18 protein-coding genes and 3 pseudogenes are annotated in these 17,950 nt (G+C 62.9%); 10 read left to right on the plus strand and 11 right to left on the minus strand.

Annotated elements, in window-relative coordinates:
• Positions 1-198: 198 nt before the first annotated feature.
• Complete coding sequence (locus tag RH90_RS19530) at positions 199-840, minus strand: DUF1109 domain-containing protein (protein ID WP_029625500.1); 642 nt, start codon at positions 838-840, stop codon at positions 199-201.
• Between the two features lie 2 nt (positions 841-842).
• A complete protein-coding gene (locus RH90_RS19535; RefSeq protein ID WP_010188288.1) occupies positions 843-1,373 on the minus strand; it encodes a sigma-70 family RNA polymerase sigma factor in 531 nt (176 codons plus the stop codon).
• 692 nt (positions 1,374-2,065) lie between these two features.
• On the opposite strand from RH90_RS19535, the gene RH90_RS24070 reads away from it, so the two are divergent.
• Positions 2,066-2,347, plus strand: coding sequence for a hypothetical protein (locus RH90_RS24070; RefSeq protein WP_010188290.1), 282 nt, complete (start codon positions 2,066-2,068; stop codon positions 2,345-2,347).
• Positions 2,348-2,370: 23 nt separating this feature from the next.
• On the plus strand, positions 2,371-2,769 hold the full coding sequence (locus RH90_RS19545) for a RidA family protein (protein WP_010188291.1): 399 nt from the start codon (positions 2,371-2,373) through the stop codon (positions 2,767-2,769).
• A gap of 35 nt (positions 2,770-2,804) precedes the next feature.
• On the opposite strand, the gene RH90_RS19550 is transcribed toward RH90_RS19545, so the two are convergent.
• The 6 genes from RH90_RS19550 to RH90_RS22880 form a co-directional block, all read right to left on the minus strand.
• Positions 2,805-3,410: an alpha/beta hydrolase gene (locus tag RH90_RS19550; RefSeq protein ID WP_010188292.1), complete on the minus strand. Its 606-nt coding sequence runs from the start codon at positions 3,408-3,410 to the stop codon at positions 2,805-2,807.
• Between the two features lie 197 nt (positions 3,411-3,607).
• Entirely contained in the window at positions 3,608-4,390 is a 783-nt protein-coding gene (locus RH90_RS19555; protein WP_010188293.1) for an SDR family NAD(P)-dependent oxidoreductase, read from the minus strand.
• Positions 4,387-5,274 carry a hypothetical protein gene (locus tag RH90_RS19560; RefSeq protein WP_010188294.1) on the minus strand — a complete coding sequence of 296 codons (888 nt, stop codon included), beginning with the start codon at positions 5,272-5,274 and terminating at the stop codon, positions 4,387-4,389. The genes RH90_RS19555 and RH90_RS19560 overlap by 4 nt, the downstream gene beginning before the upstream one ends.
• Positions 5,275-5,487: 213 nt before the next feature.
• Positions 5,488-6,936 carry a glucose-6-phosphate dehydrogenase gene (gene zwf / locus RH90_RS19570; RefSeq protein WP_010188295.1) on the minus strand — a complete coding sequence of 483 codons (1,449 nt, stop codon included), beginning with the start codon at positions 6,934-6,936 and terminating at the stop codon, positions 5,488-5,490.
• The gene (gnd, locus tag RH90_RS19575) at positions 6,933-7,913 is read right to left on the minus strand and encodes a phosphogluconate dehydrogenase (NAD(+)-dependent, decarboxylating) (RefSeq protein ID WP_010188297.1); all 981 of its coding nucleotides are present in this window, start codon (positions 7,911-7,913) and stop codon (positions 6,933-6,935) included. The genes zwf and gnd overlap by 4 nt, the downstream gene beginning before the upstream one ends.
• A gap of 82 nt (positions 7,914-7,995) precedes the next feature.
• A complete protein-coding gene (locus tag RH90_RS22880) occupies positions 7,996-8,724 on the minus strand; it encodes a DUF1223 domain-containing protein (protein ID WP_010188299.1) in 729 nt (242 codons plus the stop codon).
• Positions 8,725-8,941: 217 nt separating this feature from the next.
• On the opposite strand from RH90_RS22880, the gene RH90_RS19585 reads away from it, so the two are divergent.
• The 6 genes from RH90_RS19585 to RH90_RS19595 all read left to right on the plus strand — a co-directional run bounded on the left by RH90_RS19585 (position 8,942) and on the right by RH90_RS19595 (position 14,151).
• Entirely contained in the window at positions 8,942-10,279 is a 1,338-nt protein-coding gene (locus tag RH90_RS19585) for a glycoside hydrolase family 130 protein (RefSeq protein WP_010188301.1), read from the plus strand.
• Between the two features lie 71 nt (positions 10,280-10,350).
• Positions 10,351-10,545, plus strand: a complete 195-nt coding sequence (locus RH90_RS24835) for a DUF3761 domain-containing protein (protein WP_081477058.1) — start codon at positions 10,351-10,353, stop codon at positions 10,543-10,545.
• A gap of 59 nt (positions 10,546-10,604) precedes the next feature.
• A complete protein-coding gene (locus tag RH90_RS24840) occupies positions 10,605-11,189 on the plus strand; it encodes a DUF3761 domain-containing protein (protein WP_198283475.1) in 585 nt (194 codons plus the stop codon).
• A gap of 156 nt (positions 11,190-11,345) precedes the next feature.
• Positions 11,346-11,561 carry a DUF6961 family protein gene (locus RH90_RS24845; RefSeq protein WP_442852476.1) on the plus strand — a complete coding sequence of 72 codons (216 nt, stop codon included), beginning with the start codon at positions 11,346-11,348 and terminating at the stop codon, positions 11,559-11,561.
• Between the two features lie 759 nt (positions 11,562-12,320).
• On the plus strand, positions 12,321-13,295 hold the full coding sequence (locus tag RH90_RS19590; protein ID WP_081477043.1) for a DUF1176 domain-containing protein: 975 nt from the start codon (positions 12,321-12,323) through the stop codon (positions 13,293-13,295).
• A 58-nt stretch (positions 13,296-13,353) separates the two neighbouring features.
• Positions 13,354-14,151, plus strand: a complete 798-nt coding sequence (locus RH90_RS19595) for a TPM domain-containing protein (RefSeq protein ID WP_232280455.1) — start codon at positions 13,354-13,356, stop codon at positions 14,149-14,151.
• 407 nt (positions 14,152-14,558) lie between these two features.
• Here RH90_RS19595 and RH90_RS19600 read toward each other — a convergent pair whose 3' ends face one another.
• Positions 14,559-15,308: an SDR family NAD(P)-dependent oxidoreductase gene (locus RH90_RS19600; RefSeq protein ID WP_010188309.1), complete on the minus strand. Its 750-nt coding sequence runs from the start codon at positions 15,306-15,308 to the stop codon at positions 14,559-14,561.
• Positions 15,309-15,398: 90 nt separating this feature from the next.
• On the opposite strand from RH90_RS19600, the gene RH90_RS19605 reads away from it, so the two are divergent.
• Positions 15,399-15,752, plus strand: coding sequence for a winged helix-turn-helix transcriptional regulator (locus RH90_RS19605; RefSeq protein WP_010188311.1), 354 nt, complete (start codon positions 15,399-15,401; stop codon positions 15,750-15,752).
• A 31-nt stretch (positions 15,753-15,783) separates the two neighbouring features.
• Here the strand turns inward: RH90_RS19605 and RH90_RS19610 are convergent.
• Positions 15,784-16,122 (minus strand): annotated as a pseudogene (locus RH90_RS19610) (integrase core domain-containing protein); the annotation flags it as partial.
• A gap of 154 nt (positions 16,123-16,276) precedes the next feature.
• On the opposite strand from RH90_RS19610, the pseudogene RH90_RS19615 reads away from it, so the two are divergent.
• Positions 16,277-17,570, plus strand: a pseudogene (locus tag RH90_RS19615) (IS110 family transposase).
• A 214-nt stretch (positions 17,571-17,784) separates the two neighbouring features.
• On the opposite strand, the pseudogene RH90_RS19620 reads toward RH90_RS19615, so the two are convergent.
• A pseudogene (locus RH90_RS19620) lies at positions 17,785-17,950 on the minus strand (IS3 family transposase); the annotation flags it as partial.

The raw sequence follows: 17,950 nt of genomic DNA on the forward strand, positions 1-17,950 counted from the left end.
ATCGGTCCCGACGAACGGCTCCATGAGACTCAGGGGGGCGTCGTTCAAGCGATCACGATGATGATGGTTCGGCGATTGATCGGTTCGCGCCGACAATTCGCTGCGTCTTTCGGCTTGGACTAAAGCGGTATGACCGCACGACGAAAATGACGGCAGCACACTTAAAAATGCTTGAGACAGCGGGCGTTCGATAGAGCATCACCAACGTAAGGCTCCAGGACCAATCAGCGCGCCTATGGCTGCCGCGAGCAGGACTCCCAGGGTGTACCAGGTAAGCACGAAGATTGCGGAGACCTCGGGACAATGCAGGCAATAGATCGTCGCAGCCCATGCCCCCGCGCTGAGACCAGTAATCGCCCCCGCAGCCCGCAATCGCGTGGGCGCGAGCTTGCGAAACGACCAGACGAGTCCAGTGAAGATGGGCGCAGCTAAGGTCAGCACCAGCCAGGGACATAGTGTCCAGCTCCGGCCAAGCCACATCTGCAGCCAGTCCGATGGCGGCGTTCGGACAAGCTCACCGACCCCAATACTGGCCAGGACAAGCACCGGAGCGGTCATCAACCAGAGCCCACGCAGCGATAGCGGAGCGGGCCGCGCGATACGCGTGACCACGTAGGTCGCGCCCAGCGCTAGCGATATGGTGTAACCCCACTTCATCCAGAATGAAAAGCCATGGATGGCTACACGAAGGTCTGGCCGAATTCCCAGTGCGGCGGCAGCCAGCAGCATTGCGACAAGGCCGCCGGCCACGATGCCGACTCCCACGCGCTTTACCACCGCATGACGCGGCACCCGGGGAACGTCACGGCTAAGCATGTCAATAAGCTCTTCGGTATTCACCGTCATAAACCCCTGATCAGGGCGCTAAGCGCCTTCAGGCCACGATGTACGGACACCTTCACGTCTGATTCTCCAACGTCAGCGCCGGCGGCAGCTTCCGATACACTCTTTCCATAGAGATGCGTGTCGCGGATCGCCCGCGCTTGCTTGGTGGACAGAGTCGATAGGAGAGTGTTGACGTCAATGCGTGCATTAGCCGCATCCTCGAATCCCTCAGCTACAAGGATGGATTCCACGTCTTCAATCGGCACTGTTGAGCGGCGGCGTCGATAGTGATCGATTGCCCGGTAGCGGGCGATCGCATAGAGCCAGGCGGTAAAGGGTCGATCTCGATCGAAGGTTTCGCGGCGAATGTGCAAAGCGATTAATGTGTCCTGTACAAGGTCATCGACGTCTTCGGCTTGCGAGAGGCGGCGACGATAGAACGATTGCAAAAGCGGCACGAGCGCGCGCAGCAACCGACCATGAGCAGCCGCATCGCCGTCGAGGCCGCCAATCATCAGCATTTTGAGCTCGGCTTCGCTCGTTGCCATCCGCACTCTGCACTCCGGTCAGTATCACGGCGCTCGCAAGCCATCGGGTACGAATTTGATAATTTCAAACATCATGCTCGAGCTGCTAATCGTAAACCGCTTCGCGAGTGGCGGTAAAGGCGATACCATCACAATCCACGTGAGCCCGGCAAAATGCGACGCAGCCGGTTCACTTTCGACGCGTCGTTGACGAAGATGTACAGGTAGATTGGTTTCCTCTCCACGAAGTTCTGGTGAGATCCGGCAAGCAAAACCTAGCATTGCTAGAGACCCAACCGTGGGCGGTGCTTTCCCGTACCGCCACCTGCAAGCGCTATCGAACAGGGTGATCCGCGGGCTGAACAAATTCAGACGTCGGGCCAGATGGGGCCCCTGTGCGGACAACACGCCACGCGGCCGCGACGAACGGACGGACGAACGGACGAACGGACGAACGCGCCGCGCGCATCAGCGGTTCGCCGCGATGGTCTGCTCGATCTTCGGTTTGACGCCGGGACCGCCCGAGTCGCTCGAAATTCCGACATAGGTCGCGCGCGCGCGGGCGCCCACCATCCTACCCTATTGATCCGCCGTATCGACGATCGTCGCCACAGACAGTCCGACGCGCGGCGGATTGCGCTGCAACTCGCGGCGATCGAGCGCGATCCGCATTAGCATGCGCTACGTGATCTTAATCAAATTGCCGCTGGCGTTTGCGGTGGCTGAAGCGCGAAGGCATTGCCGCTGCTGGCGCCAAGCCCGACGGCGCGGCCATGGGACACCAGGCTCTTGCCATACATGTCCGCCGTCACTGTCGCAGGCTGGCCGACACGCAGATCGCGTATTTCCTGTCACCTGGTGCCACGGCGTTCAAGCGTGACATTCCCGACACCGAGCTGCATTTCTACGATACCCGCCACCTCGCGCTTGAGACGCACATAACAGAGATCCGCGAAGCGATGCTGGACTTCCTCGGCCGCAAGGTGCGCGGTTGACAGGTGCAAACAGGAGAACAGCCATGAACAATCGAACGATCGCGCCCAAGGGCATTTATCCGCCTGCGGGTGCCTACAGCCACGCGGTAGAAATCCGCGGTGCTGGAAAGACGCTCTACATTTCCGGGCAATTGGGAGTCGACCCTGACGGCCAGACACCCGATACATTCGCCGCGCAGGCAACGCTCTGCTGGCGCAATATCGTCGCGATACTTGCCGCCGCCGAAATGACCGTCCACGATCTGGTCAAAGTGACAACGTTTCTGACTGACATCGGCGATGCGCGGCCGCTGGCGGGTATCCGCGAGCCGTTTTTGGAGGGCGCGCGCCCAGCATCGACTCTGGTCGCGGCAGCGGCGCTGGTCATGCCCGAATGGAAAATCGAGGTGGAGGCCATCGCTTTCAAGACCGGCGACGGCTGACGAATGGCGGACGATTACGCCGGGCCGGCGGACGGTCATGATGGTGTCGTAGGTCCGCTGACGCGGTGGAGAAAGTCCAGCATCGCTACCCAGTTCCCCGCTGCGCCCGCCGCATTCTTTACTGGAATGAGCGTGGAAGAGCCGTGAATCCCGGCGCGCGGCAGGTATTGACGCTTCAGCGGGGCTGGCGAGGCCGCAAGGATGGCGCGCGCCGCCGCTATCTCGCCCGCGTCGCTGGCCGACGTGACGAACACCGGCACGCGGACGGCAGCCGCGGCGTGCGCCACCGCCTGCTTGTTGTCGAGATATTCGCCCGGCGAAAAGGCCAGCACCGCTGCCACTCCTTGCGGGTGCGCCGCTGCGACGCGGAACACCAACGCAGCCGAATAGCTGCTGCCCCACAGGATGATCGGCAGGCCTTGGGCACGTCCCCAAGCCAGCGCCGCCTCCAGGTCGCGCTGCGCTTCCAGATAGGCCGCTGGGCGGTCGAATCGCGCCGCGGTGGCATTGACGCCGAACAGCGGTCCGCCCACGCGCTGGTCGATTGCCAGCGAGCTGTAGCCCGCCGCGGCCAGACGTGGGGCGATAGTGGCATACTCGCCTTTGCCGGACCCCGCCTGATGGAACAACAGGATCAACACCCGGGGCCTCGTCGCCCGGCGATAGTCACCGTCGATCTCTACCCCATCGGTGGCGGTCAGCGTGATGGGCGAAGCGGCGTCAGCGGCAAGCCTCTCCTGCCGGGGTGTCGACGGAGGTTCGCTGGACGCTCCGCAGGCGGAGACCGCCAAAGCCAGAGTCAAATACGCGCGCAGGGGGTTTCTCCGTTGATTGTCGGTCAGGCCCCCTGCCCCACGAGCAGCGACAGGCCACCGTCGATAGTGATCGACGTGCCCGTTATGTAGGCGGCGTCGGGCGACGCCAGAAAAGCCGCGAGCCGCGCCACTTCCTCCGGCCGGCCGGCGCGACCGACGGGGATGTTGCGCTCGATCTTGTGGAGATACTCCGGATCGTCGAGGGCCTGCTTGTTGAGCGGCGTCAGGATCATGCCTGGCGCAATGGAATTTACCGTGATCCCGTGCCGCGCAACCTCCAGCGCCAGCGTGGCACCCAAATTGGCCTGTCCACCTTTCGCGGCAGTGTAGTCCGCCCCGCCTGCCCGCATGGCAAAAGCGTGGATGGAGGTGATGTTAATGATTGCACCACCCCGTCCCACCCGCTTCAGATCGCGCACGAACCGGCGCGAGGTAAGAAACGTGCCGGTTAGGTCAGTGTCGATCAGTCGCCTCCACTGGTCCAGCGGCATGTCGGCCACTTCGACGCCCGACATGTTCAGTCCGGCCGAGTTGATCAGGATGTCGGGTACGCCGAGCGCCACTGCGACTCGATCGAACGCAGTCTCGACCGCGGCCTCGTCCGCCACGTCGAGCGGCAACGCGAGGGCGCGGCCGCCCGCCGCCTCGATCGCGGCGACACGCTCGCTCACGTCCTCGTCGCCGACGATGCCGATGGCGACGGCGGCGCCGCGCTCGGCAATTGCCTGGACGCAGGCTTCACCGATACCCGAGCCTCCGCCGGTGACGACCGCGACGCGGCCCGCAAGGACACCAGTGTTGCTCATAGCCGGCGCAATCTTGCTCGGAACAGATCCTTGTCCGACAGCGAATAATATAGCCAGACGTGGTTTTCGTCCTCGACCGCTGAAGCGGCGAAGGCGATATCCGTAGCGCCCGACGCCAGCGCTTCGGGCGCGATCAGCGGACCGTCGCATCGTGCGACCACCCGTCCCAAGCGCACGTCCAGCACGGCCCAGCCAATTCGCCAGTGCGCGTCGTGTGTCGCGCCATTGTAGAACATCACCGGCTGCTTGGAACCCGCGCCGATCACCGGCCCGGTCGACAGGTGCCAATTGTCCCAATGATCGGGCCTGGCATCGAGCAACGGTCCGATCACCTCCCAAGGGCCGTGCAGGTCCGGGGCGGCGGCGACACCGATCTTGGAATGCTCGTCTTCGGCATATTCGAACAGCAACCGCCATGATCCGTCGGCAGCGGGCGCGACCGTAGCTTCCTTGGGGTTGGCATAGGGCGGGCGCGAGTCGAGGACGCGGCGCTGCTTGTTGAGGCTGCGCGCGTCTGATCCCGCCGCATACATTAGCCGCCCGGTTCGCTGGGCCTCGTTCCAGCCGGTGTACCAACAATGCACGCGTCCCTCTGCGACAATCACCGTCGGATCTTCGCAGCCGTCGAGATCCTCAAGGCCGGGCCCGGGAAAGATGACAGGCGCCTCATCCATCTCGAAATGCAGGCCGTTGGATGACGTGCCGTACCAAATTTCCGCCATCTTCAACCGCGGTTCGTCGTCGCGTCGCGGCACAGCCCGCACGAGAAGTTCGTAGCGATCATCGGTCCGCCAAATGAACGGGCTGAGCACATACATGTCGACCAACCGGTTCTGACGGCCGAGCGTTACGGGCTCGATTGCCTCGACGACGAATCCCTTCACAACATTTCCTCATGATCTGATTTGTCAGCGAGCGAAGCCGCTCGGCTAGCATAAGCCGCGGCGAGCGCGAGATGGGCCCGCTTCGCCGACAGGCACGACGCCTGGGAACCGCGCGCCTCCTCCTCCGCGCTGCGCCTGCGCAAATAGTCCTGCTCGACCCTCATGGCGTTCGCCTCATGGTTGGTAGGGTAAGACACTATCGGTCGAGCGCGGTCATGCGATCGCCCTCCATGTCCGGCCACCGCGTGCCATCAGCGCGGCAGCCCCCGCGGGTCCCGTCGTTCCAGCAGCGTAATCCTCCGGCTCGCCTTGCCGCCAAGCTTCGATCAGGGGCACCACCGCCGTCCAGCAGGCCTCGACCATGTCGGCGCGCTGGAACAGCGTCTGGTCGCCGATCAGCAGGTCGTAGATCAGCGTCTCGTAACCAGTCGGCCGACCGAACCCGAACGTCTCGGCATAGCAAAAGTCGAGTGCGACGGACGCCGTGGTCAGGGTAGGCCCCGGCTGCTTTACAACGATGCCAAAATGGAGGCCTTCGCGAGGCTGGATCTGGATCACCAGCTCGTTGGCGGGGCGTTCGCCTGCGACGCCCTCAAACGATGTGGCGGGTGCGTCGCGAAACCCGATCACGATTTCGCTTTCTCGCGCGGTTAGCGCCTTGCCGGTACGCAGGTAAAAAGGCACGCCCGCCCAGCGCCAGATGTCGATCGCCACTTTGGCCGCGACGCAGGTTTCGGTGCGGCTATCCTCCGCGACGTTCTGCTCCGCGCGATAGTCGACAACGGATTTGCCGCCAGCCTCACCTGCCACATAGCGGCCGCGCACCGTGTCCTCCGGCCGAACCGGATGCACGGCTTTCAGCACGCGCGCCTTTTCGTCGCGGATCGCTTCTGCATCAAAGCGGTTTGGCGGCTCCATCGCCACCATTGCGAGCAGTTGGAACAGGTGATTGGCGACCATGTCGCACAACGCGCCGGTCGCGTCGTAAAAGGCGCCACGGCTGCCAACAGGGACGGTCTCGGCGACGGTGATCTGGACGTGGTCGACATAGCGGTTGTTCCACACCGCCTCGGTCAGCGCGTTGCCGAAGCGCGCTAACATGATGTTCTGCACCGTTTCCTTGCCCAGGAAGTGATCAACCCGAAAAATCTGCGTCTCCGCCGCTCGCCCCAGCAACCGCGCGTTGAGCGCACAGGAGGAAGCAAGGTCGGTACCGAACGGTTTTTCAACCGCGATCTTGCGAAAGCCGTCGGCTTCGTCCAGCAACCCGGCGTCCTGCAGCGCGTCGACTAGCGGGCCGAAGAACGACGGCGCCGTCGCGAGGTAGAAGATTACGGGGCCGCTCAGCTCGGTGGCCAGCGCGGTAAACAGCGCTTCGTCCGCGAAATCACCCGACCGGTAGCTGATCCGATCGCGCAGGGCGTCCCAGTCGCGCTGGTCTCCTTCCTCCTCCAATGCGCCGTCTTCGCGGAGGAAGTTCTCCAGCCTGTCGCACAGCATCGCGTCGTCGCCCATCTCCCGCGCAACGCCGAGAACCTTGAATCCGTCGTCGAGCAGCCCGTCGCCCATCAAATGCACAGGCGCGGGGGCGAGCAATCGCCGCGTCGGGTCGCCCGTCGCTCCGAAGATCACGAGCGTCGCGGCGGGCGCGCGGTCGATCATTGCGCCATCTCGACATGCCCGCCGAATCCGAAACGCATCGCCGATAGCAGTTTGTCCCCGAACGTCGGGTCGACGCGGCTGCGATAACGCGCAAACAGCGCCGCCGAGAGGACGTGAATCGGCACTGCCTGCTCCATCGCGGCGTCGATTGTCCACTGGCCCTCGCCGGAATCGCTAACCATGCCAGAGAAGTCGGCCAACTGGTTATCCTCGGCAAGGGCGGTGGCGCACAGGTCGAGCAGCCAGGAGGAGATCACAGAACCGCGCCGCCACACCTCGGCCACATCTGTCAGGTTGAGCTCGAACCTCTCGCTCTCGGGCACGCGCTCGCACTTGCCCCGGCTCTTCAGGATGTCGAACCCCTCGGCATAGGCCTGCATGATACCATATTCGATGCCGTTATGGACCATCTTCACGAAATGGCTTGAGCCTGGCGGGCCGGCATGGATATAGCCGCGCTCGGCGCGGTCATCGGTCGTGTCGCGCCCCTTCGTCCGGTCGATGGTTCCTACGCCAGGTGCGAGAGACGCGAGAACCGGATCGAGCAGGTCGAGCGCCCCCTTGTCGCCGCCCACCATCATGCAATAGCCGCGCTCGAGGCCCCATACGCCACCAGACACGCCGACATCGACATAGCGGACCTTCCTCAGCCGGCAGTCCTGCGAGCGACGGATATCGTCGCGATAGTAGCTGTTGCCGCCGTCGACGATTATATCGCCCTCGTCGCCCAGAGCGGCCAGCTCTTGGATCGTCTCTTCGGTCGGATCGCCGGCGGGCAGCATCACCCACAATACTCGGGGCGGGTCCAGCGCGGCAACGACCTCCTCTAACGACTTCGCAGCCGTGGCGCCCTCCTTGGCAAGCCCCGCCACCGCCGAGGCGTCCCGGTCGAATGCGACGACTTGGTGCCCGTCGCGCAACAGTCGTCGCGCCATGTTGCCGCCCATACGCCCGAGGCCGACCATTGCGATCTTCATGTTGGTGTCACTCCTGTAGGATTAGTCTGCCCCGGTCGAGGAATGTGCGATGTGGCACGCCTCCCCTCCGGAAGATTGACAGCTAGAGACGCGTCGCTGCGACGATCGCGCCGCCTCTGCCGCTTTGAACCAGCACCGCGGTACGCAGGATCGGATTGGGGTTGGGCGGCAGCGTGAAGCTCGCCGCAGTCCCAGACCATGTCCGAACGGCGTTTAACTGGCGGACAATGTTCCGGTGCGGTAGCGTGCGTCCGCCATTCTCACCTGCCCGGATCGGCACATTGTTGCTTCGCGGATCGTACCGGACGACCCAGACCGTTGCTGGCTTCGAAGCGTTCGCCGCGCTAACCGCAATCCGGTTACCGGCAATCGTAATCGAAGGACCGCCGGCGTGGCGCGCGGCACCGATGGCCGCTTCGAGCTGCTGCCGGTCGTTTCCTACAACAGTCTGTCGTCCGCCATTGATAACTATTTGCGGCGTAGCGACCTGCGAACGGCCGGCGCTGCGTGCATAGTCCCACTGTCGCGCGGTAAATTGCGGACGGGCAAAGGTGTCCTTCCAGCCGAGCTGATCCCAGTAAGTCACACCGAAGGATAATGGGATAACATCAGGCCGGTCGGCGATCGCGTTGAGGTTGGCATTTGCCGGGGGGCAGGATGAGCAACCCTGGCTCTGAAAGAGTTCGACCACCACCGGCGCCCCGGCCGCTGCCTTGGCGGTAGCGGCCGGCAAGCCCGGCGCGGCGAGCAGGCCAGCTGCTCCGATCGCCGCTATGCCAAAGGCGCTCGGCGCCCGGAAAATGGCCTTCATCGTAATTCTCCTTACGGTTCTTTCGAGGCGGGCGAAGGTCCAGCCTGACCACGCAGGTGAGGACAACCGTCCGCTTGACCATTATACGCAGTCAATCAGGTTGCGGTTACGACCCCTCGCGCGGAAATATGGCCATTTGAGCAAGCAGACGTAACCGAGCACAGTTTTTGACCGAACTGATCCTGAGACCAGGGTCCGCTGCTACAAGGGGAAAGAAATGCGCTTATCTGAACTCGGCTCGATGCTCTTCGCCCAATCGTCGCCAGACAACACCATGCTTCTTCATCATCACGATGCCATGCTGAAGCCCGATCCGTCGCGCACCGTGATCCGGCCTTTCGAACCAGGGTATCCTGGCGGGTATGACAATGGTCCATCGCGTCTTCAGGTCATCGCCGACCGCGTCATTGGGTTTGACGATCATCAAGTCGATCGCTTGTTGAGCGAAGTAACTGCCGCCCTCGACGATCGTCACCGCAACGTTGACGCGGCCTTTCGTCGCCGTTTTGAGGATTTACGCTCGATGCTGATCGACGTCGAGGACGTAAACGGGCGTCGCCGAGAACTAATCGGCGCCCTTTTCATGGAAGAGTACGCGTTCGAGGCAGCTGCCTTGTTCAATCCCAGCGCAGTTCTGCATCCCGATCAGCAAGACGTGCCGCCCGGCTCTCTCCGCTTTGTAATGTCGCTAAGAGGCATTGGCGAAGGTCACGTTTCGTCGGTGAGTTTCCGGACTGGCATCTGGACGTTTGGCGGAGGCGTCGAGATTGATCCGGTCGGACCGATAACCCAACCACCGGTCATTGACGCTGCCGCGGTCCGCGCGGGGATGCCGCAGCTAAAGCTGAACTGCGGCGGCAGCCATGTTATCTCGGAGACGGTGTTGTTTCCGGTTCTGCCCACCCAGCGTCAAGGCATAGAAGACGTTCGCTTGGTTCGGTTTGTCGAGGGCAACGGCGAAGTCACGTACTATGGCACCTACACTGCGTTCGATGGCATGCACGCGCGATCCGAAATGCTTGTCGGCACCGACTTTCGATCCTGGGAAATGCGCAAGCTTGCAGGCGACGCCGTGGGCGCAAAGGGCATGGCGCTGTTCCCGCGCCGCATCAACGATCGCTATTTTATGCTTGGCCGGCAGGACAGCGAGAGCATCTGGCTTTTGTCCTCCGACGACCTTTTCACTTGGAACGGCGGCGCCAAGCTGATCGAGCCGCGCTTCCCCTGGGAAGCAGTGCAGATGGGGAATTGCGGATCGCCGATAGAGATCGATGAGGGATGGCTCGTCCTGACCCATGGTGTCGGCGCCGTGCGCACCTATTCGATTGGTGCTTGCCTCCTCGACCGCGACGATCCGTCGCGTGTCCTTGCACGCACCCCGGAGCCGATCCTGTCGCCAAGCCCCGAGGAACGCGACGGCTATGTTCCCAATGTCGTTTACAGCTGCGGCGCACTAATTAATGGTCGCGAGTTACTCATACCTTACGGCGTCGCCGACAGCTTTACGGCGTTCGCGACTGCGCGAGTCGATGATCTCCTCGCCGCGATGGTCTGATGTATGACCAGCGGGTCAGTTCGAACCCGCCGGTTAGCGCGCGTCGGACGATCAGAAAATAATATGCCGTCATCTGTAACCGAACGACACCCGCTTATGGCGAGGACTATTACACCGCTCATAGCGGGCACAGGGTACATCGCCCGATCCAAGCAAGCCGAGCGCCAGCTGGAGCAAGCGCGCAATGCGCGGATCGATCATGGAGCTTTAGCGAGAGCCGCCGCGGCACCTGCTCTCACCATGGCGGTGTCAGCCGCTGGCTTTGACCAATTGCATCGCGCGGGTGAACGGGGCAGACTGAGTGAACATAATCGGGGTGGTTAATATGAAGCGTATTCTTCTCGCAGTCCTAGGTATTCTGGCCCCGCTCGCGGTGACCGCGACGCCCGCAAACGCTCAAGCGGTCCGTCACTACGACTGCACTAAGGCTGGGAATGCAAACAAGGCGGTTTGCAAGGGAGCCGCCACGGCGCCGGCAGCCACCCAAGTGACGCCGGTCACCACCTCCGCGCGACACTACGATTGCTCAAAAGCCGGAAACGCCAATAAGGCTGTTTGCAAGAGTGCTGCGCCATCACCAACCGTAGTGAAGGCTGCCCCCGTCGCGTCCGCCGGGACGGCTACACGCCATTATGACTGCTCGAAAGCTGGCAATGCAAACAAGGCAGTGTGCAAAGGTGCCACCGCGACCGCTGCGCCAGCACCTGCGTCGCGCTCAGCTCCCGCTGCAGTTCCAGCCTCGCGCGCTTCACCAGTAACTCCTGCATCACGCGCGCCTGTCACCGGCCAGAGCACGAACCCGGCAGGACCAAACGGGGCGACCGCAAAGTGCCGCGACGGGTCGATGAGCTTCTCTGCACACCGGTCAGGGACTTGCTCGCGCCACGGTGGCGTTGCGCAGTTCTTTTGATCTCCAGTCGCCGCTGATGCTGAACGGCCGGTCAGATCGCGGACCACCGGCGCCTCGCTGGAAGACGGCATTAGCTTGTTCGGGATCGGCGTGGTCGCGGCGTTCCTCGCGATCAACGTAGCTCGCGGCGTCATCGACTGCATGTGGAACTGGTGAGTGACCCTAAACGAGCAGCGCGAGCGTTGGGCGGAAGCTCTAGCGATCGAGAAAACGCACGGCGAACGCGCGCGGAGGTGGGTCGCCGAAAGAATTGGCGATTTGGCACTTCAGGGCGACTCCGACGGAATCGCTCGCCTTCGATCGATCGCCGCGCTGCTTGATCAATTGCGGCGCCACCCCAATCATGTAGCCCGGTGCGCAGCGTTTGACTGACGTACGCTGAAGTTATTTCGCGCATTTGCGCTTGCCTGCATTCGATATGGCGTGATGTTGCAAGCCAGCCGGAAGAGACCGGTGTGAACGGGGAAGATATTTATGAAGATGGCACTTTTCGTCGTCGCACTATTCGCGGCCGGCGCAGCCCGCGCACGTGGAGGACCACACTATGGCGGTGGTCACCATACCTGGAGCCACGGCGGTCACTATTCTGGGGGGTATGGTGGATCGAGCCATCGCGGTGGCCATTACACCAGCAAGACCGGCAGCCACCACTACGGCACCCATCGATAGCACCCTCTTCGGGCGAGCTGGTGACAGCTCGTCCCACTACCCGCATCGTTTCAGCCGCTCCCATACCCTAACTTGATAGGCGGCCAGCATGACCCAATGCCGGTCACTCGCGGCCCCCTTGGCGCTTTCCAAAAATCGGCCGCTTGTCCATCTTGCCGACCGACCGCTCTGGAGCAGCTGATCGCATTTGTTCAAGGGCTTTAGGTGGTGGACTGGCGACCATCCGCTATGCGGCAACGACGAACCCGCAGTGCTGCTGTTTGCGGGATCGTCGAGGCAGCGACCGAGCGCCGCAGCAGTGGGATCAACGTCGGCGGCATAAGATAGCGTCGCCATCGTAATCAAAAGAGGGACGAGGAGTGTTCGGCGCTTGTAAGGAAACTCATCGATCGTTGGCGGCATTCTACTTCAATCGCTTTACCGGAGGTAGGACAGCAATATTCTGGAGGATAGAGTTAGATCATGTTTGCGTTGCTCCTTACGTTGACTGCGGCTCCAGAGGCGTCTGTTCGTCGCTTCGGTGACTGGTTTGTGGCCTGCGACAACGGGCTGGCATGCGTCGCCGGCTCCTTGCGGTCCGATGACGACGACGCCACTGCCGTCTTCATGCTTCACCAGGCCGCCACAGCGACCGCCACGCCCGAGATCGCCGTCCAGCTTCCGCAGGGAACGGCAACGCCCGTGCAGTTCCTGGTAGATGGCACGCCGCTGATCCTTGATCCCAGCCGGACCGAGGACCGTCTCGTCTTTTCCTCCGAAGATGCGAAACGGCTGCTTGCCATCATGCACAAGGGCGACAAGTTTACGCTTGCCGATCGGGCCGGCAAACCGCTGGCCACCGCATCGCTGGCGGGCGCCGCGGCGGTGCTGCTCGCGATCGACGACGCGCAGCATCGGATCGGCACCATCGTAGCGCTTCTCCGGCGCGGTCCGAACCCGGCTAGGGAGATCCCGCTTCCCCCTCTCCTGCCGCGCATCGCCGCGGTCAAAAGCTCAAGACGCGAGGGGCCGGCCTTACCCCCTGCGCGCATTGCTTCGCTGCGCGCAGAGGCCGGCTGTGACGGCACGGACGCCGACGCGCAGACCTATCCGCTCGACGAACAGCGCCGGCTTGTGCTGATCGCCTGCGACGGCGGGGCCTATAACTTCACCAGTCTTGCCGTGACGGTCGATCGTGCGGGCCGAACTGCCGATGCTCCGGTCGACCGGCAGGATGCGGACGATGACGGCAGCAAGCTCGTCAACTCGTCATATAATGGGGGCGTCCTGTCGACATTTGTGAAGGGACGCGGACCAGGCGATTGCGGCCACTCCCGCCGCTACGTGTGGGACGGGAGACGCTTCGTGACGATCGAGGTTGCACGCCAGGACGAGTGCGGCGGCAATCCGGACTGGCCGGTTCTCTATCGCGCTATTCCGTTCTGGCGGCATGGCTAAGCGTATGCGCCCCCGCGAGTGGGCCTCCTTCGGTTGGCGTTGCGCCCTGATCGGGCTTGTGTTGACGATCGGATGTGCGCCGGCGAGCGCAGGACAAGTCGACGACGGTATCACCCCGTCGGCGATGACCGGCTTGGTAGTGGATGCGGCGCACGTTCTTCCGCAAGCCACCCGCGATGATCTGACCGCAAAGCTGCGCAGCCTTCAGCACGACACTGGCCGTCAGCTCGTGGTGGCGACGATACCCGACACAGGCGGTCGCGACGTCGCCGATTACGGCTACAGGCTACTGCGAGCATGGGGCGTGGGGTTGAAGGACGTAAATAACGGCGCGATTCTGTTCATCGCTCCTAATCAGCCGAAGGGGCAGCGGGGCCCGAGGATCGAGGTTGGGTACGGACTCGAGACGATCCTCACGGACGCCTTCTCCAGCACTGTCATCCAGCGCGACATGATGCCCCGTCTGCAAGCGGACGATATCGCCGGGGCCATGGAGGCGGGCACCGACGCTATCGTCCTGCAGCTTCGGGCTAGTCCCGACGACGCTAAGGCGAGAACAGATGCTGCGATGACCGCTTTCAACGACGCGCATCGCCAGCGACCGCAGCGCAGCGTCAATGAGCTTTTTAAGACCATCGGCTTCTGGGCCTGCATGATTGCGGCGTTTGCGTTGGCCTTTGTCGGCAATCGCCGTGGTCGGCGATCGTCGAACGCTGCTTCCGACATCACCCAGACCATCTCGTCGACTAGCACCAGCGGCAGCGGTTCCGACACAAGTCCCGAGAAATGGGAAGACGGCAGCGGCTCGGGAGGCGGGGGGTCGGGCGGAGGCGGTGGAGCATCAGGAAATTGGTGAGATGCTACCGTCCCGCTTCCTAGTTTTCGATCGGAAACCGGATACACATAAAAATGATAGCCATCGTTGGTTGGATCGCAAAATTCTGGCTGCCGCCTAGCCATCAAACGCGACCTTGTATCCAAACGCGACGGGCGGAGCAGGCTAGAAATATTGGCCATGTCCTTGGAGACGAAACTTGGGAGACGAAACGAAGGACCAATCGATGCGGGCAACCGTTTACGTTAACATCAGGAAGACTTCATAGTCGGTCGTTCAGCTCTACTCCGCCTAACCCCGAAAGTAGCCGCTAGTTCACGTCACCTTTGTCTACCTGCTACGAGCGTGGATCAGCTGCAGGGGAGCAAGGATTGGTCAAACGACGGAAAAATGTGAGCCCCGGCCATCACTGGCAGGCGCGATCGCTGCTAGACCTGCGCCGACCCGCCATCCGCGAACAGTTCGCTGCCGTTGACGAAACTGCTCTCGTCCGACGCGAGGAACAACGCCGCAGCGGCGATCTCATCCGGCCGCCCCATTCGCCCAAGCGGGGTCGCCGCCGCCATCGCCGCCACGAACTGCCGGTCCTGCTCCTCGTCTGCCGCCAGCCCGTGCAGCCCCGGCGTCGACGTGGCGCCCGGGGCGAGCACGTTGACGCGAATACGCCGCGGCGCGAGGTCGAGGATCCAGCCGCGGGCGAAGCTACGAATGGCGGCCTTGCTGGCGCTGTAGACGCTGAACGCCCGCGCGCCGGTGACCGCCGCGGTCGAGCCGGTGAGGATCACCGACGCGCCGTCGACCAGCAGCGGCAGCGCCTTCTGGACGGTAAACAACGTACCCTTAACGTTGGTCGCGAAGATGCGGTCGTAATGCGCCTCAGTAACGTCGGCCAGCGTGGCGAAGTCGCCGCCGCCCGCGTTGGCGAGCAAGACGTCTATGCGACCGGCCTCGGCGCGCACGACCTCGTAGAGCCGATCGAGGTCGTCGAGGTTCGCGACATTGCCCGGAACGCCGCGCGCTGCACCGCCGACCTCAGTCACCGCCGCGTCGAGTTCCGCTTGCCTGCGCCCGGTCATGAACACGCGCGCGCCCTCCTGCGAGAAGCGCTTCGCGCACGCCAAGCCAATGCCGCTGTTAGCGCCGGTGATGACCGCCACCTTGCCGTCGAGTCTGCCCATTGTCGTCTCCATCTGCCGTTCCGGGACTAGATGGGACGGCGCTGCCGAATGGGCTAGAACCTACCTGGAGGTAAGTGTACGATCGGCACGATGAACAGCCCCGAACCCGTCTGCGGCCTCGACTTCGCGCTGGCCGTGATGGGCGGCAAGTGGAAGCCACTGATCCTCTATCATCTCCAAGGAGGCCCCCGACGGTTCGGCGAGCTGAAGCGACAGGTGGCGGGCGTCAGCGAGAAGGTGCTGATCCAGCAGCTGCGCGAGTTGGTCGCGGCCGGCGTGCTCACCCGGCGCGACTACCAACGGGTTCCGCCGATGGTGGACTATACGATGACGCCGTTCGGACTTACGCTCGCCGCGGCGCTGATGCCGCTATGCGTGTGGGGCACCGAGCATCGCGTGGAGGTGGAACGCGGTTTCAATTCACCCTCGTCGAGCCGTGACTGAGCAGCCCCCACCGGGTGGTCCGGGTAGATAGTTAGTGCATTGTCGTCCCCGCCGCCATTGCCGGTTGGAGGTGGAGCGAAGCGGAACCGGAGACCGGCAATGGCGGTGTTGCCGCTTCTGGGGCCGGCGGGCGGTAGCCCAGGCTGCTGTGCGGCCGGACGGTGTTGTAATGGCGCCGCCACGCCTCGATCAGCACCATTGCTTCGGCAAGGCTGTAGAAGATCTCTCCGTTGAGCAGCTCGTCGCGAAGCGAACCATTAAAACTCTCGTTGTAACCGTTCTCCCATGGCGAGCCCGGTGCAATGTACAGCGTCTTCACGCCGACCTGCCCAAGCCATTTCTGAACCGCGGTAGCGATGAACTCGCTGCCATAGCACATTGGGAAGCGCCGGTTCGGGAGCCGCGACGGCCCTGATGAAGACAAGGCCGCGTAGCGGCCGCAGGCTTCATCAGGGCAAGCCATGGCCGGCCAGCAGGTGTCTAAAGTGAAGTTGTCGAGACAACACTTTGGAGGCCGACCGACCATGACCAAGCTCTGTTCTACACCCGCCGGCGCTGTGCTGGTAGCGATCGATATGTCCAAGAACCGGCAGGAGGTTTTCATCGAGCGACCGGAAGGCGGCCGGCGCCGACGGATGACCGTCATGGCGACCAAGGAGGACTATGACGGTTTTGCCGAACAGCTTGCTGCCATCGGTCGCCCCATTGTCGTCGGGTTCGAGGCGACCGGCAACTATCACCGGACCCTCGCGCACCGCCTGCTGACCGCGGGGTTCGAGTTGCGCCTCATCTCATCGGTTGCCTTGGCCCGAACCCGCGAGGCGCTGCACAACGGCTGGGACAAGAACGATTCGAAGGACGCGCAGGTCATTCTGCACATGCTCCGCATTGGCGCGACCCAGCGCTATGTCGATCCGCTCGCCGCCGGCATCAACGATCTTCAGGAGCTGTCGAAGACCCACGAGGTTGTTTCCAAGATGAAGACCCAGACCTGGCATCGGATTCTGACCCATTACCTACCGCTCTATTTCCCCGAGATCGCCCGCTTCGCAGGCAACAGCCGGTCGGACTGGTTCCTGGCGCTGATTGAGCGGTTTCCCACCCCGGCCAGCATCACCGCGCTTGATCGGGAAGCCTTCTCGGCGGAGGCATGGCCACTAATCGGGCGTAAGGTCTCCAAGGCCCGGCTGATCAACGATGTATACGAGACCGCCTGCAGTTCTGCGGCGTTGCCGGTGCCCGAGGACTCGGCCGCGATCACCATGTTTCGCATGGTCATCGCGCAAGGTCGCAGCCTCATCCACCAGCGTGACGAGATCGAACGGCTCGCCCATGCCCGGCTCGAAGAGCATGTCGATTACCAACTGCTGCGCAATATCCCCGGCATCGGACCGATCAACGCACTGACGATTCTGGCTGAGGCAGGCGACCTTCGCCGCTTCAACCATCACCGCCAGTTCCTCAAGTTCTGCGGCCTCGATCTCGCAACCTGCCAGTCCGGCACGTTCCGCGGCCGCACGAAGCTATCCAAGTACGGCAATGCGCGATTGCGTCGTACCTTCTGGATGGCCGCCCAGGTCGCCGCGCGTCAGCGCGACAACAGCTTCCGCGATAAGCTCGGACGATATACCGCCGGGCACGCGGACGATGCCGATCGTCGTCGCAAGGCAATGACGGCGCTCACCGCCAAGATGGCACGCGTGGCTCACGCCGTCATCAAGACGGGGACAGAGTACCGGCCGTTCCTCGAACGGTTGGATGCCAGGTGGAAGGACCCCTCTCTGCAAGTGCCGTGAGGGCGCGAAAGCGACCCTGTAGATAATGTTCGGGCCTTCCACCTGGGTGCGTATCTCGTTTTAAGGACGGTGAGGACCACGGCTGCTCCGGCACCGCTGGATCCTGTGTTTGCTATGGCAGGGAGCGATCCCGTTGACGGTGGAAGCCATCTGGCTCAGAATGCATCACGCGCCGATGGTAGTCGGCGCATAGATATCTGCTGGCCAAAACCCGCCGCTGCTTCCCGACATAGGACGTTGTCCACCCGGATGGTCCTGGGCGCACCACGCGACAGCGTGATGCGCGTCATCGCCTCGACCACCTGCTCGCCTTTAATGCCCTGATCGACGTCGATCGCCAGCGCCTCGCGCGTGAAGGCGTCCACCACCGTAAGCGCGCGGAGTCGACGTCCGTCGAACAGC

Origin of the sequence: Sphingomonas sp. PAMC 26605 (assembly GCF_000241485.1) — a bacterium.
Lineage (GTDB): Bacteria > Pseudomonadota > Alphaproteobacteria > Sphingomonadales > Sphingomonadaceae > Sphingomonas.

Bases quoted from the DNA above. Each gene is read 5' to 3' on its own strand.
- RH90_RS19535 (WP_010188288.1), bottom strand. From the start codon at position 1,373: ATGGCAACGAGCGAAGCCGAGCTCAAAATGCTGATGATTGGCGGCCTC.
- RH90_RS19545 (WP_010188291.1), top strand. From the start codon at position 2,371: ATGAACAATCGAACGATCGCGCCCAAGGGCATTTATCCGCCTGCGGGT.
- RH90_RS19555 (WP_010188293.1), bottom strand. From the start codon at position 4,390: ATGAGCAACACTGGTGTCCTTGCGGGCCGCGTCGCGGTCGTCACCGGC.
- zwf (WP_010188295.1), bottom strand. From the start codon at position 6,936: ATGATCGACCGCGCGCCCGCCGCGACGCTCGTGATCTTCGGAGCGACG.
- gnd (WP_010188297.1), bottom strand. From the start codon at position 7,913: ATGAAGATCGCAATGGTCGGCCTCGGGCGTATGGGCGGCAACATGGCG.
- RH90_RS22880 (WP_010188299.1), bottom strand. From the start codon at position 8,724: ATGAAGGCCATTTTCCGGGCGCCGAGCGCCTTTGGCATAGCGGCGATC.
- RH90_RS19585 (WP_010188301.1), top strand. From the start codon at position 8,942: ATGCGCTTATCTGAACTCGGCTCGATGCTCTTCGCCCAATCGTCGCCA.
- RH90_RS24840 (WP_198283475.1), top strand. From the start codon at position 10,605: ATGAAGCGTATTCTTCTCGCAGTCCTAGGTATTCTGGCCCCGCTCGCG.
- RH90_RS19590 (WP_081477043.1), top strand. From the start codon at position 12,321: ATGTTTGCGTTGCTCCTTACGTTGACTGCGGCTCCAGAGGCGTCTGTT.
- RH90_RS19600 (WP_010188309.1), bottom strand. From the start codon at position 15,308: ATGGGCAGACTCGACGGCAAGGTGGCGGTCATCACCGGCGCTAACAGC.
- RH90_RS19605 (WP_010188311.1), top strand. From the start codon at position 15,399: ATGAACAGCCCCGAACCCGTCTGCGGCCTCGACTTCGCGCTGGCCGTG.